Source organism: Kitasatospora sp. NPDC114501 (assembly GCF_055633695.1).
The window spans coordinates 45,320-61,471 of record NZ_JBVKDS010000009.1 but is presented as its reverse complement, the minus strand read 5'-3'; the positions used below and the strand labels follow the sequence as shown (position 1 = coordinate 61,471).

Annotated in this window: 19 protein-coding genes; 2 read left to right on the top strand and 17 right to left on the bottom strand. The window is 75.0% G+C overall.

Annotated elements, in window-relative coordinates; all coding sequences use genetic code 11:
- Window positions 1-2 precede the first annotated feature (2 nt).
- From ACZ7RU_RS18145 to ACZ7RU_RS18135, 3 genes are all read right to left on the bottom strand, one after another.
- Window positions 3-398 carry a Uma2 family endonuclease gene (locus tag ACZ7RU_RS18145; protein ID WP_470342174.1) on the bottom strand — a complete coding sequence of 132 codons (396 nt, stop codon included), beginning with the start codon at window positions 396-398 and terminating at the stop codon, window positions 3-5.
- A gap of 60 nt (window positions 399-458) precedes the next feature.
- A complete protein-coding gene (locus ACZ7RU_RS18140) occupies window positions 459-1,175 on the bottom strand; it encodes a GntR family transcriptional regulator (RefSeq protein WP_470341925.1) in 717 nt (238 codons plus the stop codon).
- A 180-nt stretch (window positions 1,176-1,355) separates the two neighbouring features.
- Complete coding sequence (locus ACZ7RU_RS18135) at window positions 1,356-2,237, bottom strand: NAD(P)-dependent oxidoreductase (protein ID WP_470341924.1); 882 nt, start codon at window positions 2,235-2,237, stop codon at window positions 1,356-1,358.
- Window positions 2,238-2,344: 107 nt separating this feature from the next.
- Here ACZ7RU_RS18135 and ACZ7RU_RS18130 point away from each other — a divergent pair, with 107 nt between their 5' ends.
- Together ACZ7RU_RS18130 and ACZ7RU_RS18125 are read left to right on the top strand one after the other, a co-directional pair.
- A complete protein-coding gene (locus ACZ7RU_RS18130; RefSeq protein WP_470341923.1) occupies window positions 2,345-2,968 on the top strand; it encodes a TetR/AcrR family transcriptional regulator in 624 nt (207 codons plus the stop codon).
- Between the two features lie 103 nt (window positions 2,969-3,071).
- Window positions 3,072-3,401, top strand: a complete 330-nt coding sequence (locus tag ACZ7RU_RS18125; protein WP_470341922.1) for a hypothetical protein — start codon at window positions 3,072-3,074, stop codon at window positions 3,399-3,401.
- A 4-nt stretch (window positions 3,402-3,405) separates the two neighbouring features.
- On the opposite strand, the gene ACZ7RU_RS18120 is transcribed toward ACZ7RU_RS18125, so the two are convergent.
- The 14 genes from ACZ7RU_RS18120 to ACZ7RU_RS18055 all read right to left on the bottom strand — a co-directional run bounded on the left by ACZ7RU_RS18120 (window position 3,406) and on the right by ACZ7RU_RS18055 (window position 16,018).
- Window positions 3,406-4,305: an ornithine cyclodeaminase family protein gene (locus ACZ7RU_RS18120; protein WP_470341921.1), complete on the bottom strand. Its 900-nt coding sequence runs from the start codon at window positions 4,303-4,305 to the stop codon at window positions 3,406-3,408.
- Between the two features lie 59 nt (window positions 4,306-4,364).
- The gene (locus tag ACZ7RU_RS18115; protein WP_470341920.1) at window positions 4,365-5,393 is read right to left on the bottom strand and encodes a proline racemase family protein; all 1,029 of its coding nucleotides are present in this window, start codon (window positions 5,391-5,393) and stop codon (window positions 4,365-4,367) included.
- Window positions 5,393-6,757 (bottom strand): aldehyde dehydrogenase family protein, encoded by a 1,365-nt coding sequence (locus ACZ7RU_RS18110; protein ID WP_470342173.1) that lies wholly within the window; start codon window positions 6,755-6,757, stop codon window positions 5,393-5,395. Before ACZ7RU_RS18110 ends, ACZ7RU_RS18115 begins: the two co-directional genes overlap by 1 nt.
- A gap of 37 nt (window positions 6,758-6,794) precedes the next feature.
- Window positions 6,795-7,799, bottom strand: a complete 1,005-nt coding sequence (locus tag ACZ7RU_RS18105) for a proline racemase family protein (RefSeq protein ID WP_470341919.1) — start codon at window positions 7,797-7,799, stop codon at window positions 6,795-6,797.
- 113 nt (window positions 7,800-7,912) lie between these two features.
- Window positions 7,913-8,776, bottom strand: a complete 864-nt coding sequence (locus tag ACZ7RU_RS18100; RefSeq protein WP_470342172.1) for a dihydrodipicolinate synthase family protein — start codon at window positions 8,774-8,776, stop codon at window positions 7,913-7,915.
- A gap of 130 nt (window positions 8,777-8,906) precedes the next feature.
- Window positions 8,907-10,331, bottom strand: a complete 1,425-nt coding sequence (locus ACZ7RU_RS18095; RefSeq protein WP_470341918.1) for an FAD/NAD(P)-dependent oxidoreductase — start codon at window positions 10,329-10,331, stop codon at window positions 8,907-8,909.
- A complete protein-coding gene (locus ACZ7RU_RS18090; protein ID WP_470341917.1) occupies window positions 10,312-10,629 on the bottom strand; it encodes a (2Fe-2S)-binding protein in 318 nt (105 codons plus the stop codon). Before ACZ7RU_RS18090 ends, ACZ7RU_RS18095 begins: the two co-directional genes overlap by 20 nt.
- A gap of 95 nt (window positions 10,630-10,724) precedes the next feature.
- The gene (locus tag ACZ7RU_RS18085; RefSeq protein ID WP_470341916.1) at window positions 10,725-11,885 is read right to left on the bottom strand and encodes an NAD(P)/FAD-dependent oxidoreductase; all 1,161 of its coding nucleotides are present in this window, start codon (window positions 11,883-11,885) and stop codon (window positions 10,725-10,727) included.
- Between the two features lie 155 nt (window positions 11,886-12,040).
- Entirely contained in the window at window positions 12,041-12,934 is an 894-nt protein-coding gene (gene tatC / locus ACZ7RU_RS18080) for a twin-arginine translocase subunit TatC (RefSeq protein WP_470342171.1), read from the bottom strand.
- A 163-nt stretch (window positions 12,935-13,097) separates the two neighbouring features.
- Window positions 13,098-13,397: a Sec-independent protein translocase subunit TatA gene (gene tatA / locus ACZ7RU_RS18075; RefSeq protein ID WP_470341915.1), complete on the bottom strand. Its 300-nt coding sequence runs from the start codon at window positions 13,395-13,397 to the stop codon at window positions 13,098-13,100.
- A 204-nt stretch (window positions 13,398-13,601) separates the two neighbouring features.
- Window positions 13,602-13,835 (bottom strand): hypothetical protein, encoded by a 234-nt coding sequence (locus tag ACZ7RU_RS18070; RefSeq protein WP_470341914.1) that lies wholly within the window; start codon window positions 13,833-13,835, stop codon window positions 13,602-13,604.
- A gap of 21 nt (window positions 13,836-13,856) precedes the next feature.
- Window positions 13,857-14,087: a hypothetical protein gene (locus ACZ7RU_RS18065; protein ID WP_470341913.1), complete on the bottom strand. Its 231-nt coding sequence runs from the start codon at window positions 14,085-14,087 to the stop codon at window positions 13,857-13,859.
- 3 nt (window positions 14,088-14,090) lie between these two features.
- On the bottom strand, window positions 14,091-15,047 hold the full coding sequence (locus ACZ7RU_RS18060) for a helix-turn-helix transcriptional regulator (RefSeq protein ID WP_387759875.1): 957 nt from the start codon (window positions 15,045-15,047) through the stop codon (window positions 14,091-14,093).
- Entirely contained in the window at window positions 15,044-16,018 is a 975-nt protein-coding gene (locus ACZ7RU_RS18055) for a helix-turn-helix transcriptional regulator (RefSeq protein WP_470341912.1), read from the bottom strand. Before ACZ7RU_RS18055 ends, ACZ7RU_RS18060 begins: the two co-directional genes overlap by 4 nt.
- Window positions 16,019-16,152: the final 134 nt, after the last annotated feature.

Here is a 16,152-nt window from a genome sequence, read left to right as displayed (position 1 = left end):
ACCTACTTCTTGGCCGTCAGCACGTCGTCCACCGAGAGCGTCACCGACGCTCCGATCGACTCCGGCAGGGTGAACGACTGCCCGGGGTGGTGGACGGCGTGCACGCGGTATTCGCCGTCCTTGGGGTCGGTCAGCACCATGACGCGCTGGTTCGTCCGGTCCACGATGACGTGGACGGGCACCCCTGCCTCCGCGTACAGCGTCGGCTTGACCTTCAGGTCGACCAAGTGATTCGACGACGTCACTTCCAGCACGAGACGGAAGACTGCCGGGTCGTAGCAACCGTGTTCAGGAATCCGATCGTCACTGTCGGCGTCGACGACCACCAGGTCTGGCACGGCAAAGTCGTACGGCCCGTTCGGCAACCGGATGCTCCTGGCTGCCGATGTCGAGAGCATCATCGTAGAACCCGGGCACCTCTTGGCGCCTGATCCCCAGTCTTCACCCGAACGAGCGGTTCAGCTCCGGCGACCCCCGAGCCGCAGGGCGGAGGGCTCCGGCTCGGCGGGCTTGTCCTCGCCGGCCCACAGGGAGCGGACGTGGCTGAGGTGGCGGGTCATGCAGGCCTCGGCGCCGGCCGCGTCGCCGGCCAGCAGCAGGTCGAGCAGCTCCAGGTGCTCCTCCGCCGAGGAGACCAGCTCGCCGCGCTCGTCGAGCCGGTTGAGGCCGTACAGCCGGGAGCGCTTGCGCAGGTCGCCGACGACCTCGACCAGCCGGGTGTTGCCGGCCAGCCCCAGCAGGTCCAGGTGGAACTGGCGGTCGGCCTCCAGGTAGCCGATCAGGTCGTGCTTGCGGGCCGCCGCGACGATCGCCTCGGCCTGCGGACGCAGCCGCTCCAGCTGCTCCTTGGTGGCGGTGCGCGCCACCCGGCCGACGGTCGGGACCTCGATCAGGGCGCGGATCTCGGTGTAGTCGTCGAGGTCGCGGTCGGTCAGCTCGGTGACCCGGAAGCCCTTGTTGCGGACGGCCTCGACCAGTCCCTCGCGGGCGAGGTCGAGCATGGCCTCGCGGACCGGGGTCGCGGAGACGCCGAAGTCGGCGGCGAGCGCGGGTGCGGAGTAGACGACACCGGGGCGCAGTTCGCCGGAGATCAGGGCCGCCCGGAGCGCGTGGGCGACCTGGTCGCGAAGCCGCTCCTGTACGGAGATCAGGGTGCGGGATTTGAGGTCGGCCATGGTGTTCCTCCGGTGGGTGCAGAACCCCAGCGTACAATGTCACGTTACGTTGCGTACGCAACCGCCCAGGATTCGAACACCCGCCCCGCCAGGCCCTCGTGACGCCGAAAGCCATGGTGGCAGCGGCCGTCGGCCGTGACAACGGCCGACGGCACACGACCTTCGGGCCCGCACGGAGGGCTACGCCCGGCGGAACCGGCCCACCAGGGTGCTCAGACTGGCCGCACCGTCGCCGGCCGCCACGCCCCGCCGGACCGCCTCGGCCAGGACTGCGGGCAGCGCGCCGTCCACCCCGGAGGCCTCCGCGGTGTGCTGGACGTGCTCGATGCTCGCCAGCGCCATGGCCAGCCGGTCGACGTCCCCGCGGTGGTCCCCGGCGGCGATCCGCGGCGCGTAGAACGCCTGGAAGCCGGGCATCGCGGCGGCGGTGGAGCTCAGGTACGGCAGGAACTCCTCGGCCGAGATGCCGTTGGCCTCGGCGATCGACGTGGCGTGCAGGTAGCCGACCATCGAGGACCAGAACAGGTCCATCTGGATCTGGTAGTACAGCTGCGCCAGCCCGGGGTCGTCGCCCCGGTAGTCGGCCCCGGTGAGCACCTCCAGGGCGGCCCGGTGCCGCTGGAACAGCTCGACCGGGCCGCTGTAGAAGGTGGACGACTCGGGGCTGCCGATGCCCGACGGCGGCACCTGCACCCCGCCGGTCAGGTGTCCGGCACCGCGCTCGGCCAGCCGGCGGGCGGCCTCGCGGGCCCGCTCGGGGGTGTCCGAGCTGAGGTTGACGATCACCTTCCCCCGGAGCGCCGGCTCGACCGACTCCAGCACCTCGAACACCGCGTCGTAGTCGGTGAGGCTGAGCACCACCAGCTCGTTCGCGGCCACCGCCGCCTCCGCGCCGGGCGCCTCCCGCGCACCCCGGGCGACGAGCTCGTCGGCCCGCCCGGCCGTGCGGTTCCACAGCGTGACGGCGTACCCGGCGTCCAGGAACGCCCCGGCCATGGCCTGCCCCATCGGGCCGAGCCCGATCACCGTCACGGATCGCTTCGCCTGCTGCTCCACGGACATGCGTCTTCCCCTCCTCTGGAACGAACGCTCTATTCAGAGCGCCGGAGCCGACGCTAGCACAGGCCTGGAACGAACGCTCTACTCAGAATCTCGACTAGGATCACGGCGTGAAGACGCCCGCGCAGACGCCCGAGAAGACCTCGACCTCCGTGAAGCCCGGCACCCGCGAGCGGATCGTCAGGGCCACCTCCCGGCTGCTCCAGCGCCAGGGATACGAGGGCACCGGGATCAAGCAGATCTCCCGCGAGGCCGAGGCCACCCTCGGCTCCGTCTACCACTTCTTCCCGGGCGGCAAGCAGGAGTTGGCCGCCGAGGCGATCCGGCACGGCGACGAGGAGTTCGCCGTCCTGCTGCGCGCCGGGTTCGGCTCCTCGCCGGACCTGGGCGAGGCGATGACCGGCTGCACCCGGCTGCTCGCCGAGGAACTGCGCGCCTCCGACTGGCAGGACGGCTGCCCGATCACCAGCACCGCGCTGGAGACGGTCGGCCGGGTGCCGGTGATCGAGGAGGCGGTGACCGAGGCCTTCGCCAACTGGCGGGCCGTCGTGACGGAACGGCTGAGCGCCGCGGGCATCGGCGAGGAGGACGCCCACGAGCTGGCTGGCACCGTGATCAGCGCCCTGGAGGGCGCCGAGCTCGCCGCCCAGGTCGCCCGCAGCGAGCAGCCGCTGCTGGTCACCGGCAAGCACCTGGCCCGGCTGCTCGTCTCCTACCTCGACGGCCGGGCCTGACACCCCGGCGCCGAAAACGTGAGGAGCCGGCGCAGCGGGGGATCCCTTCCCGCTGCGCCGGCTCCGGCTTCACAACTCCCAACCACGGCCAGGAGTAACGGACTTGTCGATCGACATCGCGCTGTACGACGGCCGCCCGAACAACGGCCGCCGCACCAGCCCCAGGCTGCTGCACCTGTCGAGCCCGGGCGACGCCCTCGACGACGCCCTGACCCGGCACACCGATCCGGCCCGCCACCGGCTCGGCCGGATCGACCCGTACGGCGACACCCTGTTCAACGAGCAGGACGCCAGCGCCGCCTTCGAGGAGGCCACCGCACTGCTCGCCCGCTGCACCACCGAGGCGCAGCGCGCGGCCGTCCGCGAGCTGCGCAACCTGCTCGCCAACTGCGCCGCCATCCCGGGCAGTTGGCTCGTCCTCCAGGGTGACTGAACGGCTACCCCCGCCGGTACACCTCCGCCGCGACGGCCAGGTCCTCCCAGGCCATCCCGACGCTCTTGAAGAACCGCGGCCGCCCGTCCGGCACCAGCGCGTCGCCGCGCACCAGCTCCGCGAGGTTCCACAGCTGCCGCCCGGCCACGCCCGCCATCATCAGGTCCCCGGCCTCCCGGTCCGCGACCGCGCGGGCCTCCACGTACAGCTCGGCCCGCCGCACCAGCAGCCCGTCCACCTCCCGCGCGTCCGGCTCGTGCGAGCCGACCGCCGCCACCGCCGCGTGCGCGGGCACCAGCGCGCCGTCGAACAGCGGCGTGCGTGCGGTGGTGCAGCAGACCACCAGGTCCGCGTCGCGGACCGCCCGCGGCCCGCCGACCTCGGCCGTCAGCCCGAGCTCCCGCCCGTACGCCGCCAGCGCCTCCGCCCGTTCGGCGTTGCGCGCCACCACGGTGAGCCGGCGCAGCGGGCGGACGGTGAGCAGCGCGTCCAGGTGCCCGTACGCCTGCGGCCCGGAGCCGAACAGCACCAGGTGCTCGGCCTCCGGCACCGCCAGCCGCCGCAGCGCGGCCGCGGTGACGGCGGGCGTGCGCAGCGCGGTGAGCGCGGCGCCGTCCAGGACGGCGAGCGGTTGCAGGGTGGGCCCGTCCAGCAGCAGGTAGCTGCCGGTGATCCGGGGCAGCCCGCGCTCCGGGTTGGCGGGCGCGACCCCGGCGATCTTCACGCCCGCGTACGGTCCGGCGGCGGCCGGCATCATCAGCAGTTCCCCGGCGGGCACCGGGACGGCCGATCGGGCGGGTGCCGCCTCCGGGTCGAACCCGTCCAGCAGCACCCGCTCGATCGCCCCCACCGCACCGGCGGGCCCGACCCCGCCGGTGCCCGGCACGGCGTACTGGAGCGGCACAACCTCCGTACCGGGCGGTGCGGACGGGCTCGTGGGGGTCGGCTCCGCGGCGGACGGGCTCACAGCAGGAACCCCGTTCCCAGCTCGTCGCCCGGCTCCAGGACGAAGCCGTGCTCGCCGGTGCGGAAGGCCGTCCCGCCGACCTCGGTGACCACGCCCCCGCCCTGCGGGTCGCCGCCCGCGAGGAAGCGGCCGGTGAACACCGTCCCGATGACCGACTCGTGGCGCAGCGGCTCGCCGGGGGCCAGCCGGCCCTCGGCGGCGAGCACCGCGAGCCGGGCGGAGGTACCGGAGCCGCAGGGCGAGCGGTCGATCTGGCCGTCGGCGAAGACGGTGACGTTCCGCTGGTTCAACACCCCGTCCTCCGAAGGGAGTTCGTCGTACAGAACGACCCCGTACACGCCCGACAGCCGGGCGTCCGTCGGGTGCGCGACCGCCGCCGACCCGGCCAGCGCCGCTCTGATCTCCCGCCCCACGGCGGTGAGTTCGGGCAGCCGCGCCGGTTCCACGGCGAGTCCGAGGGCGGCGGCCGGCACCGAGGCGTAGCAGGCGCCGGAGTGCGCCACGGCGACCTCCACGGTGCCGCGCGAGGTCTCCACCGGGAGCTTCAGCGCGGTCACCCGGCTGGGCACGTTGCGGAAGGTCACCCCGGTGGTCCGTCCGCCGCTCCGGTGCACCAGGGCGGTGACCCGGCCGGACGGCACGTCGATCCGCACCCGCGCCACGCCGTCCGCGGGGGCCGCCACGAGGCCGGACTCCACCGCCCAGGCGCCAAGCGCGATGGTGCCGTGCCCGCAGGCGGTGGAGTAGCCGTCCTTGTGCCAGAAGAGCACGCCCAGGTGCGCCTCGTCGTCGTCCGGCGGCACCAGGAAGCCGCCGTACATCCCGGCGTGGCCGCGCGGCTCCCGGCTGAGCAGCTGCCGGACCTCGTCCAGCGCGCTGGGCCGGGGCGCGGTCGCGCTGCCGCCCGCGCCGAGCGCGATGGCCCGGCGCTCGGCGACGGTGTCGCCGGGGATCGGCGGCACGCCGTCCAGCACGATCCGGAACGGCTCGCCGGCCGTGTGGTAGTCGACGGTGCGGACGAACATCAGGCGCCACCGCCCGGCAGCACGCTGACGGTCCGGCTGACGGTGTAGAAGTCCAGGGCGGCCCGGCCCTGTTCGCGGTCGCCGTGGCTCGCGCCCTTGGCCCCGCCGAAGGGCAGGTGGAAGTCGACGCCGCTGGACGGGGCGTTGACCCGGATCATGCCCGCGTCCAGCCGGTCGGCGGCGGCCAGCGCCACGTCCAGGCTGCCGGTGTGCACCGAGGTGGAGAGGCTGTGCGGGGTGTCGTTGGCGAGCGCGATGGCCTCGTCCAGGTCGGCGGCGGCGTGCAGCACCGCGATCGGGCCGAAGAACTCCTCGCGCGCCAGCGGGTGTTCGGCCGGCACCTCGGCGAGCAGGGTCGGCTCGACGTACCAGCCGGTCCGCTCGGGCACCCGGCCGCCGGTCAGGACGGTGGCTCCGGCCTCGACGGCCGAGGAGACGGCGCCGGTCAGCCGCTCGCGGGCGGCGGCGTTGATCACCGGCCCGCAGACCGCGTCGTCGACCGCCCCCAGCGCCTTGACCAGCGCCTCGCGCAGCGGCTCGTACGCGGCGCCGACCGCGATCACCCGGCTGGTGGCGGTGCACTTCTGCCCGGCGTACCCGGCGACGGCCGCGGCGATGTGCCCGGCGGCCTGCGCGATGTCGGCGTCCGGCAGGACCAGCGCGGCGTTCAGCCCGCCGAGTTCGGCCTGTACCGGCACCCCGCGCTCGGTCGCGGCCCGCACCACGGCCCGGCCGACGCCGGTCGAGCCGGTGAAGGAGACCACGTCCACGGACTCCACCAGCGCCGCGCCCTCCTCCGCCGCGCCGGGCAGCACGGTGAACACGTCCTCGGGCAGCCCGGCCAGCTCGGCCAGCCGCAGCGCGCAGGCCGTCGCCTCGGGCGCCGGCTTGAGCACCACCGCGTTGCCGACGGCGAGGGCCGGCGCGGCCTTCCAGGTCGGGATCGCCAGCGGGAAGTTCCACGGCGTGATCAGCCCGGCCACCCCGTACGGGCGGCGCCGGGTGAGCAGCAGCCCGGGCCCGGCGGCGGTCTCGTGCACCGCGCCGGAGGCCGCGTACGGCGCCTGGGCGTAGTAGCGCCAGATCGCCGCGGTGCGGGCGACCTCGCCGAGCGCCTCGGCCGACGGCTTGCCGACCTCGCGCGTGATCAGCGCGGCCAGCTCGTGGGCGTGCGCCTCCACGGCGTCCGCGATCCGGCCGAGCGCCGCCGACCGGGCGCCCGCCCCGGCGGCGAGCCAGTCGCCCTGCGCCGCCCGGGCCCGCCCGACGGCGGCCCGCACGGCCTCGGCGCCGGGCTCCTCGACGGCGACCACGAGGTCGTCCGGATCGGCGGGGTTGTACGAGGTGATGGTCACGGCCGGCAGCCCTTCGGAGGAGGTACGGGAAGCAGGTGGGAGGGGGTCAGAGCAGGAAGCCCGCCGGGAACGGGTCGCTGGGGTCGAGGAAGTACTGGGCGGTGCCGGTGACCCAGGCCCGCCCGGTCACGGTGGGCACCACCGCGGGCCGCCCGGCCACCTCGGTCTCCTCGACCAGCCGCCCGGTGAAGGTGGTCCCGATGAAGGAGTCGTTGCGGAAGTCCCGCCCGAGCGGCAGCTCGCCGCGCGCGTGCAGCTGGGCCATCCGCGCCGACGTGCCGGTGCCGCAGGGCGATCGGTCGAACCAGCCGGGGTGGATGGCCATCGCGTGCCGGGAGTGCTCGGCGGTGGAGCCGGGGGCCAGCAGCTGGACGTGGTGGCAGCTGTGGATGGACGGGTTCTCCGGGTGCACCGGCCGGTCCGGGCCCGCGTTGATCGCGTCCATCATCGCCAGGCCGGCGTCCAGGATCTCCTGCTTGCGCTCGCGCTCGAAGGGCAGTCCGAACTCGGCGAGCGGCAGGACGGCGTAGAAGTTGCCGCCGTACGCGAGGTCGTAGGTGACGGTGCCGTAGCCGGGCACCTCGATCTTGCGGTCCAGGGCGACCGAGTAGGAGGGCACGTTGCGGATGGTCACCGCCTTGGCGGCGCCGTCCTCGACCCGCACCTCGGCGACCACCAGCCCGGCCGGGGTGTCCAGCCGTACGGTGGTGACCGGCTCGACCACCGGGACCATCCCGGTCTCGACCAGGACGGTGGCGACCCCGATGGTGCCGTGCCCGCACATCGGCAGCAGTCCGGAGACCTCGATGTAGAGCACGCCGAAGTCGGCGTCGGGCCGGGTCGGCGGCTGGAGGATCGCGCCGCTCATCGCGGCGTGGCCGCGCGGCTCGTACATCAGCAGGGTGCGGAAGTGGTCCAGGTGCTGCTGGAAGTGCACCCGGCGCTCGGCCATGGTGGCGCCGGGGATGACGCCGAAGCCGCCGGTGATCACCCGGGTCGGCATGCCCTCGGTGTGCGAGTCGACGGCGTGGAACACGTGACGGCTGCGCATGGCTCAGAACTCCCGTACAGGTTCGGATGGTTGGCGCGGGCCGGGCCGGCTGCCGCCGCAGCCGGCCCGGAGGCCCGGGGTCGGACGGGTCTCGGACGGACGTCGGACGGGGCTCAGACCAGCCCGTCGGCCAGCGCCTTCTCGGTGGCCGCGCGGACGGCCGCCTCGATCTCCGGGTCGAGCGGCCGGCGCGGCGCGCGCACCGGCCCGCCGGGGCGCCCGGCGATGTCCATGGAGAGCTTGATGGCCTGGACGAACTCGGTCTTGGAGTCCCAGCGCAGCAGCGAGTGCAGCGACCTGTAGAGCGGCAGCGCGTTCTCCAGGTCCTTGGAGACGGCGGCGTCGTAGAGCGCCACCGAGGCGGCCGGCAGGGCGTTCGGGTAGCCGGCGATCCAGCCGACCGCGCCGGCGAGCGCCAGCTCCAGCAGCACGTCGTCGGCGCCGATCAGCAGGTCGAGGCCGGGGGCCAGCTCGGCGATCTCGTACGCCCGGCGGACGTCGCCGCTGAACTCCTTGACGGCGACGATCGAGCCCTCGGCGTGCAGCTGGGCGAGCAGCGCGGGGACGAGGTCGACCTTGGTGTCGATCGGGTTGTTGTACGCCACGATCGGCAGCCCGGCCTTGGCGACCTCGGCGTAGTGGGCGCGCACCGAGGCGTGGTCGGCCCGGTAGGCGTTCGGCGGCAGCAGCAGGACGGAGCCGGCGCCGGCCTCGGCGGCGTGCTCGGCCCAGCGGCGGGACTCGGCACTGCCGTAGGCGGCCACGCCGGGCATCACCCGGGAGCCGTCGCCGGCCGCCTCGACGGCGACCTCGACGACCTTGGCGCGCTCCTCGGCGGTGAGCGTCTGGTACTCGCCCAGCGAGCCGTTGGGGACGACGCCCTCGCAGCCGGAGTCGATCAGCCAGCGGACGTGCTCGGCGTAGGCGTCGTAGTCGACGGAGTGGTCCGGGCGCAGCGGAAGGGTGGTGGCGACCATGATGCCGCGCCAGGGACGGTTGGTGTCGTGCTGGGTGATGGACACATGAGCTCCTTGATGAGGTGTGACATTTTACTAGAGCGGGCGGGCCGGAGACAAGGTCCCCGGCCCGCCGTCCGACGACGGGCCGCTACGGCGCCTCCGGGTCCGGCCCCGCCGCCAACTGGGAGAGCGGCACCGGGCAGCCCAGCGGCCGCCGGTCCGGCCCCGGCTCACCCGGGCCGGCCAGGCAGGCCACGGCCGGACCGCACATCCGGCCCTGGCACCAGCCCATCCCGGCCCGGGTGAGCAGCTTGACGGTGCGCGGATCGCCCGCGCCCAGCTCCTCGACGGCCTCCCGGATCGCCGCGACCGGTACCTCCTCGCACCGGCAGACGTCGGTGTCCGGACGCAGCCAGCCGATCCAGCCGGGGCCCGGCCGGTGGGCGGCGGCCATCAGCCCGGCGAAGGCCCGCAGCCGTGCGCGGCGGCGCAGCAGCGCGGCCGCGGGCGGCCGCCCGGCCACCGCGTGCGCGGCCAGCTCGCCCTCGGCGAGCGCGAGGTCCGCACCGCCGACGCCGTTGGTCTCCCCCGCCGACCACAGGCCGGGCACGCTGGTGCGCAGCCGGGCGTCGACCTCCAGCGCCACCGCGCCGTCCGGCCCGGTGCGGGTCCGCGCGCCCAGCTCGGTGGCCAGGTCGATCTGCGGCAGCAGGCCGTGGCCGACCGCGAGCGCGTCGCAGTCGATCCGCCGTCCGGTGCCGGGCACCGGCCGCCAGTCGGCGTCCAGCCGGGCCACCGTGACGCCGGTGACCCGGTCCGTCCCGTGCGCCTCGACCACCGCGCTGCGCGGGCGCAGCCGCACCCGGTGCCGCAGCAGCGCGCCGCCGTGCCCGGCGCCCTCGACCAGCTTGCCGGGCACGCCGGCCAGCACGCCGGGACGCCTCGCGTACCCGAGGTAGGCGGTGGCCTCGACCACGGCGGGCACCTCGGCCCCGGCGGTGACCAGCGAGGAGGCCGCCGCGAGCAGCAGCGGGCCGCTGCCGGCCACCACGATCCGCTTCCCGGGCAGCACCAGCCCGGCCTTGAGCATGGCCTGGGCGCCCCCCGCGGTGACCACCCCGGGCAGCGTCCAGCCGGGGAACGGCAGCTGCCGCTCGTACGCGCCGGTGGCGAGCAGCACCGACCGGGACCGGACGGTGGCCCGGTCGGTGCTCTCCGGCCCGCGGGTGACGTGCACCGCGTAGCCGTCCCCGGTGCGTTCCAGCGCCCAGACCTGGTGCCCGGCCCGGAACTCGGCCCGCCCGGCGCGCTCGTGCGCGGCGAGCCGGTCGGCCAGCCCGGTGTAGGCGGACCAGCGGTGGTGCAGCCGGTCCGGTCGGGCCGCGCCGAGGCCGGGCGCCGGGTGGCGGTAGTACTGCCCGCCGGTGCCGGGCCCGCCGTCCAGCAGGGCGCAGCGCAGCCCGAGGTCGGCGGCGGTGACGGCGGCGGCCAGCCCGGCGGGGCCGGCGCCGACCACCACCAGGTCGAACGGCGGGGAGTCGGACGGCGGGAACTCAGACGGCGAGGTCGGCACGGCCGTGGCCCTCCTGGGTGGTGACGGTGGTGCCGGGTTCGGCGGGGAGCAGGCAGGTGCGCTGGTTGGGGCGGCCGTCGACGGTGGCCAGGCAGTCGAAGCAGGCGCCGATCCCGCAGAACGCCCCGCGCGGCCTGCCGCCGACCCGGGTGGTGCGCCAGGCGAGCACGCCGTCGGCCCAGAGGGCGGCGGCGATCGACTGGCCGGGCAGCGCGGGGACGGGCCGCCCGTCGAACTCGATGTGGTGGGCGGGCCCGGGCTCGGCCTCGACCAGCCCGGCGGGGGTGCGGGGGCGCATCGGCGGCTTCTCCAATCTCACGGTCCAGGGAACAGTCGGGAAGGGATCGCGCGGGGCGCGGACCCGGGCGGCCGGGCTGTCACCCGGCCGGGCCGTCACGTCGAGGGGAACCGGTCCGCCCGGAACGGCGCGAGGTCCAGTTCCGGCCGCTTGCCGGTGAGCTGCTCGCTGATCAGCAGCCCGGTCGCCGGGGCCAGCCCGATGCCGGCCCCCTCGTGCCCGCAGGCGTGGTACAGCCCGGGCACCCGGGGGTCCGCCCCGATGGCCGGCAGGTGGTCCGGCAGGTACGGGCGGAAGCCCCGGTAGGCGCGCATCACGGTGACGCCGGCGAGCACCGGGAACAGCCGGGCGGCCTGGGCGGCGAGCCGGCTCAGCACCTCCTGGGAGAGCGTGCGGTCGAAGCCGACCCGCTCCCGGCTGGCGCCGATCAGCACCGGCCCGCCCGGGGTGCCCTCGATCACGGCGGAGGTCTCCAGCCCGGCCGAGCCGCTGGCCACGTTGGCCACGTAGTCGGCGGCGTAGACCTTGTGCCGCACGACCCGCGGCAGCGGCTCGGTGACCAGTACGAAGCCGCGCCGGGGCAGCACCGGCAGGTGGACCCCGGCCAGCGCGGCGATCTCGCCGCCCCAGGTGCCGGCCGCGTTCACCACGGCGGCGGCGGCCAGCGTCCGCCGGTCGGTCCGTACGCCGCGCACGGCGCCGTCCGGGCCCCGGTCGACGGCGGTGACGCTCTCCCCGGTGATCAGCTCGGCGCCCGCCCGGCGGGCCTCGCGCAGCAGGTGGGCGGCGGCCAGGGCGGGCTGGACCTGGGCGTCCTGCGGGTAGTGGAAGCCGCCGGCCAGGCCCTCGGCCAGGTGCGGCTCCAGCTCGCGCAGCCGCTCGCCGGGCACCTCCTCGGCCTCGACCCCGACGGCCCGCTGCCCGGCGGCGAAGGCCCGCAGCGCGTCCTGCCCGGCGGCGGTGGCGGCGACCACCACGCCGCCCTTGGGCTCGTACTCGATCGCCGGGCCGAGCCGCTCGGCGAGCTCGCGCCAGAGCCGGGTGCTGAGCAGGGCGAGGTCGAGTTCGGGGCCGGGCTCCTTGTCGGAGACCAGCAGGTTGCCCTCGCCCGCGCCGGTGGTGCCGCCGGCCACCGGGCCGCGGTCCACGACGGCGACGGCGAGGCCGGCGCGGGCGGCGTAGTAGGCGCAGGCGGCGCCGACCACTCCGGCGCCGACCACGACGACGTCCAGGGGAGGTCTCTCGGTCTTCAGCACGGCAGTAATATGTCACATGCCATCCAGGCTGCCAAGACCGCCCCGCCGGAACCCCGGAGCACCCCGACCAGCAGGAAGCCCCGGCCCACCGCTCGACGGAGCGACGGACCGGGGCTCCCTCAGGGCCCACCGGCTCGGGCCGGGGCACTACCGGCTCAGGTGATGTCGTCCATCTCCTCACGGCGGGACGCCGGCACCACCGCGCCGGCCGCCGGAGCCGCCGAGGCCTGGACGGACTCCGCACCGGCCACCGGCTGCACCGAGAGGTCCAGGTGCGAGGCCTCCTCGTCGTCCAGCCCGGCGTCCGGGTTGCGGCGGGCCTTGCGCCGGTCGAAGAAGAGCGCGATCCCCACCGCGATGAAGTACAGCGCCCAGATCGGCGCGGCCAGCGCCAGCATGCTCAGCGGGTCGGCGCTCGGCGTCGCGAAGGCCGCGAAGACCGTGATGCCCATGACCATGCCGCGCCACCAGCCCAGCAGCCGCTTGCCGGTGACCACGCCGATGAGGTTCAACATCACCAGCAACAGCGGGAACTCGAAGGCCAGGCCGAAGACCAGCACCATCCTGGTCGCGATGTCGAAGTAGTCCTCGGGCGGCAGGATCGGCGTGGTGTTGTTCGGGGTGAACGAGATCAGCACGTCGATCGTGGTCGGCAGCACCAGGATGGCCACGGCCACGCCGGCCAGGAACAGCGGCGTCCCGCAGAGCAGGAAGACGACCGTGTACTTCTTCTCGTGCTTGTGCAGACCGGGCGCCACGAAGGCCCAGACCTGGTAGAGCCAGATCGGCACCGTCCCGACCACGCCCGCCGTCAGGGCGACCTTGAGCATCCAGGTGAAACCGGCGGTCAGACCGATGTTGGAGACCTGGGCGCACTTGCCGTGGTAGCGCTCGGCCAGCTCCATGGTGTCGCACCGCGGCAGCGGCTTCAGGAGGAAGTCCTCCAGCTGCTTGTGGTAGACCGCCGCCACGATGGTGATCAGCACGATCGCCAGGACCGACTTGACCACGCGGTTGCGCAGTTCCCGCAGGTGGTCGGCGAGGGCCATCCGCCCCTCAGGATCCTTTGACGCCTTCGGCGCCTTGGAGAGCTTGCTCAACCCCGGTCCTCAACTCGTGCGTCGGGGCCCGCCGGTCGGCGGGCCTCCGTGGTCGCGCGCGTCGCGCGGCTGGTGCGCGCGGCGCGCGTCGGGTGCCTCACGTGCGCCGCGTTCAGTGCGGGCGGTCGCCGTCGGGCGCGGAGGCCCCGGCGGCGGGCCCGCTCACCGGACGGGCCGTGGCCGACGCGCCCGGAGCCGCCTGGACGGTCCTGCCCGCGGCGCCGTCCACCGGAGCCGGCGCGGGCCGGGCCGGCTGCTCGGACTCACCGTCCGAACGCATCGCCCGGGCCTCGCTCTTCAGGATCCGCATCGACTTGCCCAGCGAGCGCGCCAGGTCCGGCAGCCGCTTGGCTCCGAACAGCACGATGGCGAGAACCACGATCACCACGATCGCGGTCATCGAGATGCGCATGCGCGACCACCTTCAGTCATGGCGGCCCGGCGGGCCGTCCGCTGCGGATGGTAACCGCTGCGGATGACGCCACGACGACGGCCGCCCGAACAGGACAGCGGCCCCCGGTTCGCGGTTCAGGAGCCATCTGAGAGCGTAACCCGCCCCTGCCCGCACGCAGCAGTCCCCGTACCACCACGGTCCCGGCCGTGCCGGGAGAGAAACCTAGGAGACCGGGACGCCCCGCCCCTCGGCCGGTGCGCCGCGCTCCGCGGCCGGGGCACCCGTCGCGGGCACCGCGTCCGCCAGGTCCCCGGCGGCGGCGGCCAGCGCCCGCGAGGCCCGGTCCACGCCCTCGGCCAGCGCCCGCACGTCCAGCCAGAGCCGGATCGCGAGGACCCCGAGGACCAGCAGGCCCGCGGTGGCGAGCAGGACGGCGGCGACGAGCATCCAGGACATGCGCCCCAGCCTATACGCGCACTACCCCTCGGCCGGGACGAGCCGCATGGTGCGGACCCCCGCCTCGGTGAGCGCCCGGACGATCTTCTCCCCGGCCGGCTTGCGCACCGCCGCCCCGCAGCGCGGGCAGGCGAAGCTGTAGTGCGCCTGGGCCGGGGTGCGGCCGAGGGTCAGGCGGAAGTCCTCGGCCGGGAGCTCCACCTTCTCCCGGCAGTCGGAGCAGTACACCTTGAATCTGGTCCCGGGTTCCACCGCTCAGGCCCGCCCCTCCCCGTAGGCGGCCAGCGCCTCCCGCGCGGCCGAACGCGCCTGCTCGGCCAGCTCGGGCGGTGAGACGATCCGGCCGTCCCGGCCCAGCCGCAGCGCCAGCGGGCGCAGCTGGGAGGGGTCGGCGCTGCGCAGGGTGATCCGCAGCCCGCCGTCGGGCAGTTCCTCGGCCCGGTCGTGGGTGTAGTACTCGGCCACCCAGCGCCCGCCGGAGGAGACCTCGACGACCACCTCCGGGTCGTCCGCCGCCGGGTTGACCAGCCCGCCGCTCAGGTCGCGCGGCTCGCGCCGGGGCGGGTCGGCCGGGACGTCCAGGACGCGGATCTCGGCGACCCGGTCGAGCCGGAACATCCGGTGGTCCTCGGAGGTGCGGCACCAGGCCTCGAGGTAGGTGTGGCCCTCGGTGAGCAGCCGGATCGGGTCGACCTCGCGCTCGGTCATCCCGCCGCGCCCGTGCGAGTAGTAGCGCAGCCAGAGCCGGCGGCCCTCGCTGAGCGCGCGGTCGATGTCGGCGAAGACGTGGCTCTCCGCCTCGAAGGTCACGCCGACCCGGGCGCTGCCCTCGGCGCTCTCCCCCGCCGCGTTCTCGATCTTGGCGACGGCCCGGGTGAGCGCCTCGCGGTCCCCGGCCCGCAGGCCCGGCAGCCCGGCCACCGCCCGGGCGGCCACCAGCAGCGCGGTCGCCTCGTCGGCGGCCAGCCGCAGCGGCTGGGCCACGTCGTCGACGTTGTGCCACCAGATCCGCTCGCCGTCGGTGTCGATGTCGAGCAGGTCGCCGCCGCGGAAGCTGGTGCCGCACATCGGCAGCACGTTGAGGTCGGCGATCAGCTCGCGCTCGCTGATCCCGAACGCCCGGGCCACCTCGGCGACCTCGGCCCCGGGCCGCTCGCGCAGGTAGGTGACCAGCGACAGCATCCGTCGCGTCTGGTCGATCGCATTGCTCATGCCCGCACATCCTCGATACCAGCGACCGCCCGCAGCCGGTCGACCACGTCCGCCCGCAGCTCCTCCGGCCCGAGCACCAGCACGTCCGGCCCGAACTCGGCCAGGTCCGCGCCCAGCCCGTTGCCGTACGGGATCTCCAGCTCGTCCCAGGCCTCGTCCACCCGGGTGCTGGCCAGCGCCTTGGTGCGCAGCGGGAAGCCGGCGTCCCGGCGGACCCGGACGGTCGCGGTGGCGGTGGCGCCCTCCCCCGCGAACTTCGCCACGGTGGCCCGGACGTCCACGTGCTCGGGCACGGTGCCGAGGAAGGCCCCGGACCTCGCCTTCACCCTGCCGGTGATCCGGCTGAGCCGGAACACCCGGGCGTCGCCCCGGTCGCGGTCGTACCCGGCCAGGTACCAGTGCCCGCGCCAGCACTCCAGCGCCCACGGCTCGACACTGCGCTGCTCGACGGCGGCGGCACCGGCCTTGCGGTAGTCGAAGGTGACCGGACGGCGGTCCCGGGCGGCGGTGAGCAGCGGCTCGAACGCGGCCTCCCGGGCGGGGATGCGCGGCTCCAGGGCGGTCCGGCCCTCGGCCTCGGCGAACGGCACCCCGGCCGCGCGCAGCTTCTGCAGGGCGCCGCTGGCCGCGCCGGACATCTTGGCCTGCTGCCAGACCCGGGCGGCCAGGGTCAGCGCGGCCGCCTCCTCGGCGTCCAGGGCGATCTCGGGCAGCCGGTTGCGGTCGGCGCGGGCCAGGTAGCCGAGCTCGCCGTCCAGGGTGCTCTCGTCGACGTCGATCACCAGGCCGAGCTCGCGCAGGTCGTCCTTGTCCCGCTCGAACATCCGGTTGAAGGCGTCCTCGCTGCTGTTCTGCCAGGCCTCGCGGTACGCCTCGATGGATTCCCGCAGCTCCTTCTTGGAGAGCGGACGTCTGGTGTTCATCAGGCACAGGGCGAGATTCATCAGCCGCTCTGCCTTGGCGATCGCCATCGCTGACCCTTCCGGTGTGCCGCGCCGCGCGCGGGGTGCGCCAACCGGGCGTTCACCACCCGGCGGGACCGACCGTACCGGTAGCGGTACGCACTGCAAAAGCCGCGTCCCGCGACCCGGGCGCGCACGGTGCC

Bases quoted from the DNA above. Each gene is read 5' to 3' on its own strand.
- ACZ7RU_RS18145 (WP_470342174.1), bottom strand. From the start codon at position 398: ATGCTCTCGACATCGGCAGCCAGGAGCATCCGGTTGCCGAACGGGCCG.
- ACZ7RU_RS18140 (WP_470341925.1), bottom strand. From the start codon at position 1,175: ATGGCCGACCTCAAATCCCGCACCCTGATCTCCGTACAGGAGCGGCTT.
- ACZ7RU_RS18135 (WP_470341924.1), bottom strand. From the start codon at position 2,237: ATGTCCGTGGAGCAGCAGGCGAAGCGATCCGTGACGGTGATCGGGCTC.
- ACZ7RU_RS18115 (WP_470341920.1), bottom strand. From the start codon at position 5,393: ATGTTCGTCCGCACCGTCGACTACCACACGGCCGGCGAGCCGTTCCGG.
- ACZ7RU_RS18105 (WP_470341919.1), bottom strand. From the start codon at position 7,799: ATGCGCAGCCGTCACGTGTTCCACGCCGTCGACTCGCACACCGAGGGC.
- ACZ7RU_RS18100 (WP_470342172.1), bottom strand. From the start codon at position 8,776: ATGGTCGCCACCACCCTTCCGCTGCGCCCGGACCACTCCGTCGACTAC.
- ACZ7RU_RS18090 (WP_470341917.1), bottom strand. From the start codon at position 10,629: ATGCGCCCCCGCACCCCCGCCGGGCTGGTCGAGGCCGAGCCCGGGCCC.
- tatC (WP_470342171.1), bottom strand. From the start codon at position 12,934: ATGGCCCTCGCCGACCACCTGCGGGAACTGCGCAACCGCGTGGTCAAG.
- tatA (WP_470341915.1), bottom strand. From the start codon at position 13,397: ATGCGCATCTCGATGACCGCGATCGTGGTGATCGTGGTTCTCGCCATC.
- ACZ7RU_RS18070 (WP_470341914.1), bottom strand. From the start codon at position 13,835: ATGTCCTGGATGCTCGTCGCCGCCGTCCTGCTCGCCACCGCGGGCCTG.
- ACZ7RU_RS18060 (WP_387759875.1), bottom strand. From the start codon at position 15,047: ATGAGCAATGCGATCGACCAGACGCGACGGATGCTGTCGCTGGTCACC.
- ACZ7RU_RS18055 (WP_470341912.1), bottom strand. From the start codon at position 16,018: ATGGCGATCGCCAAGGCAGAGCGGCTGATGAATCTCGCCCTGTGCCTG.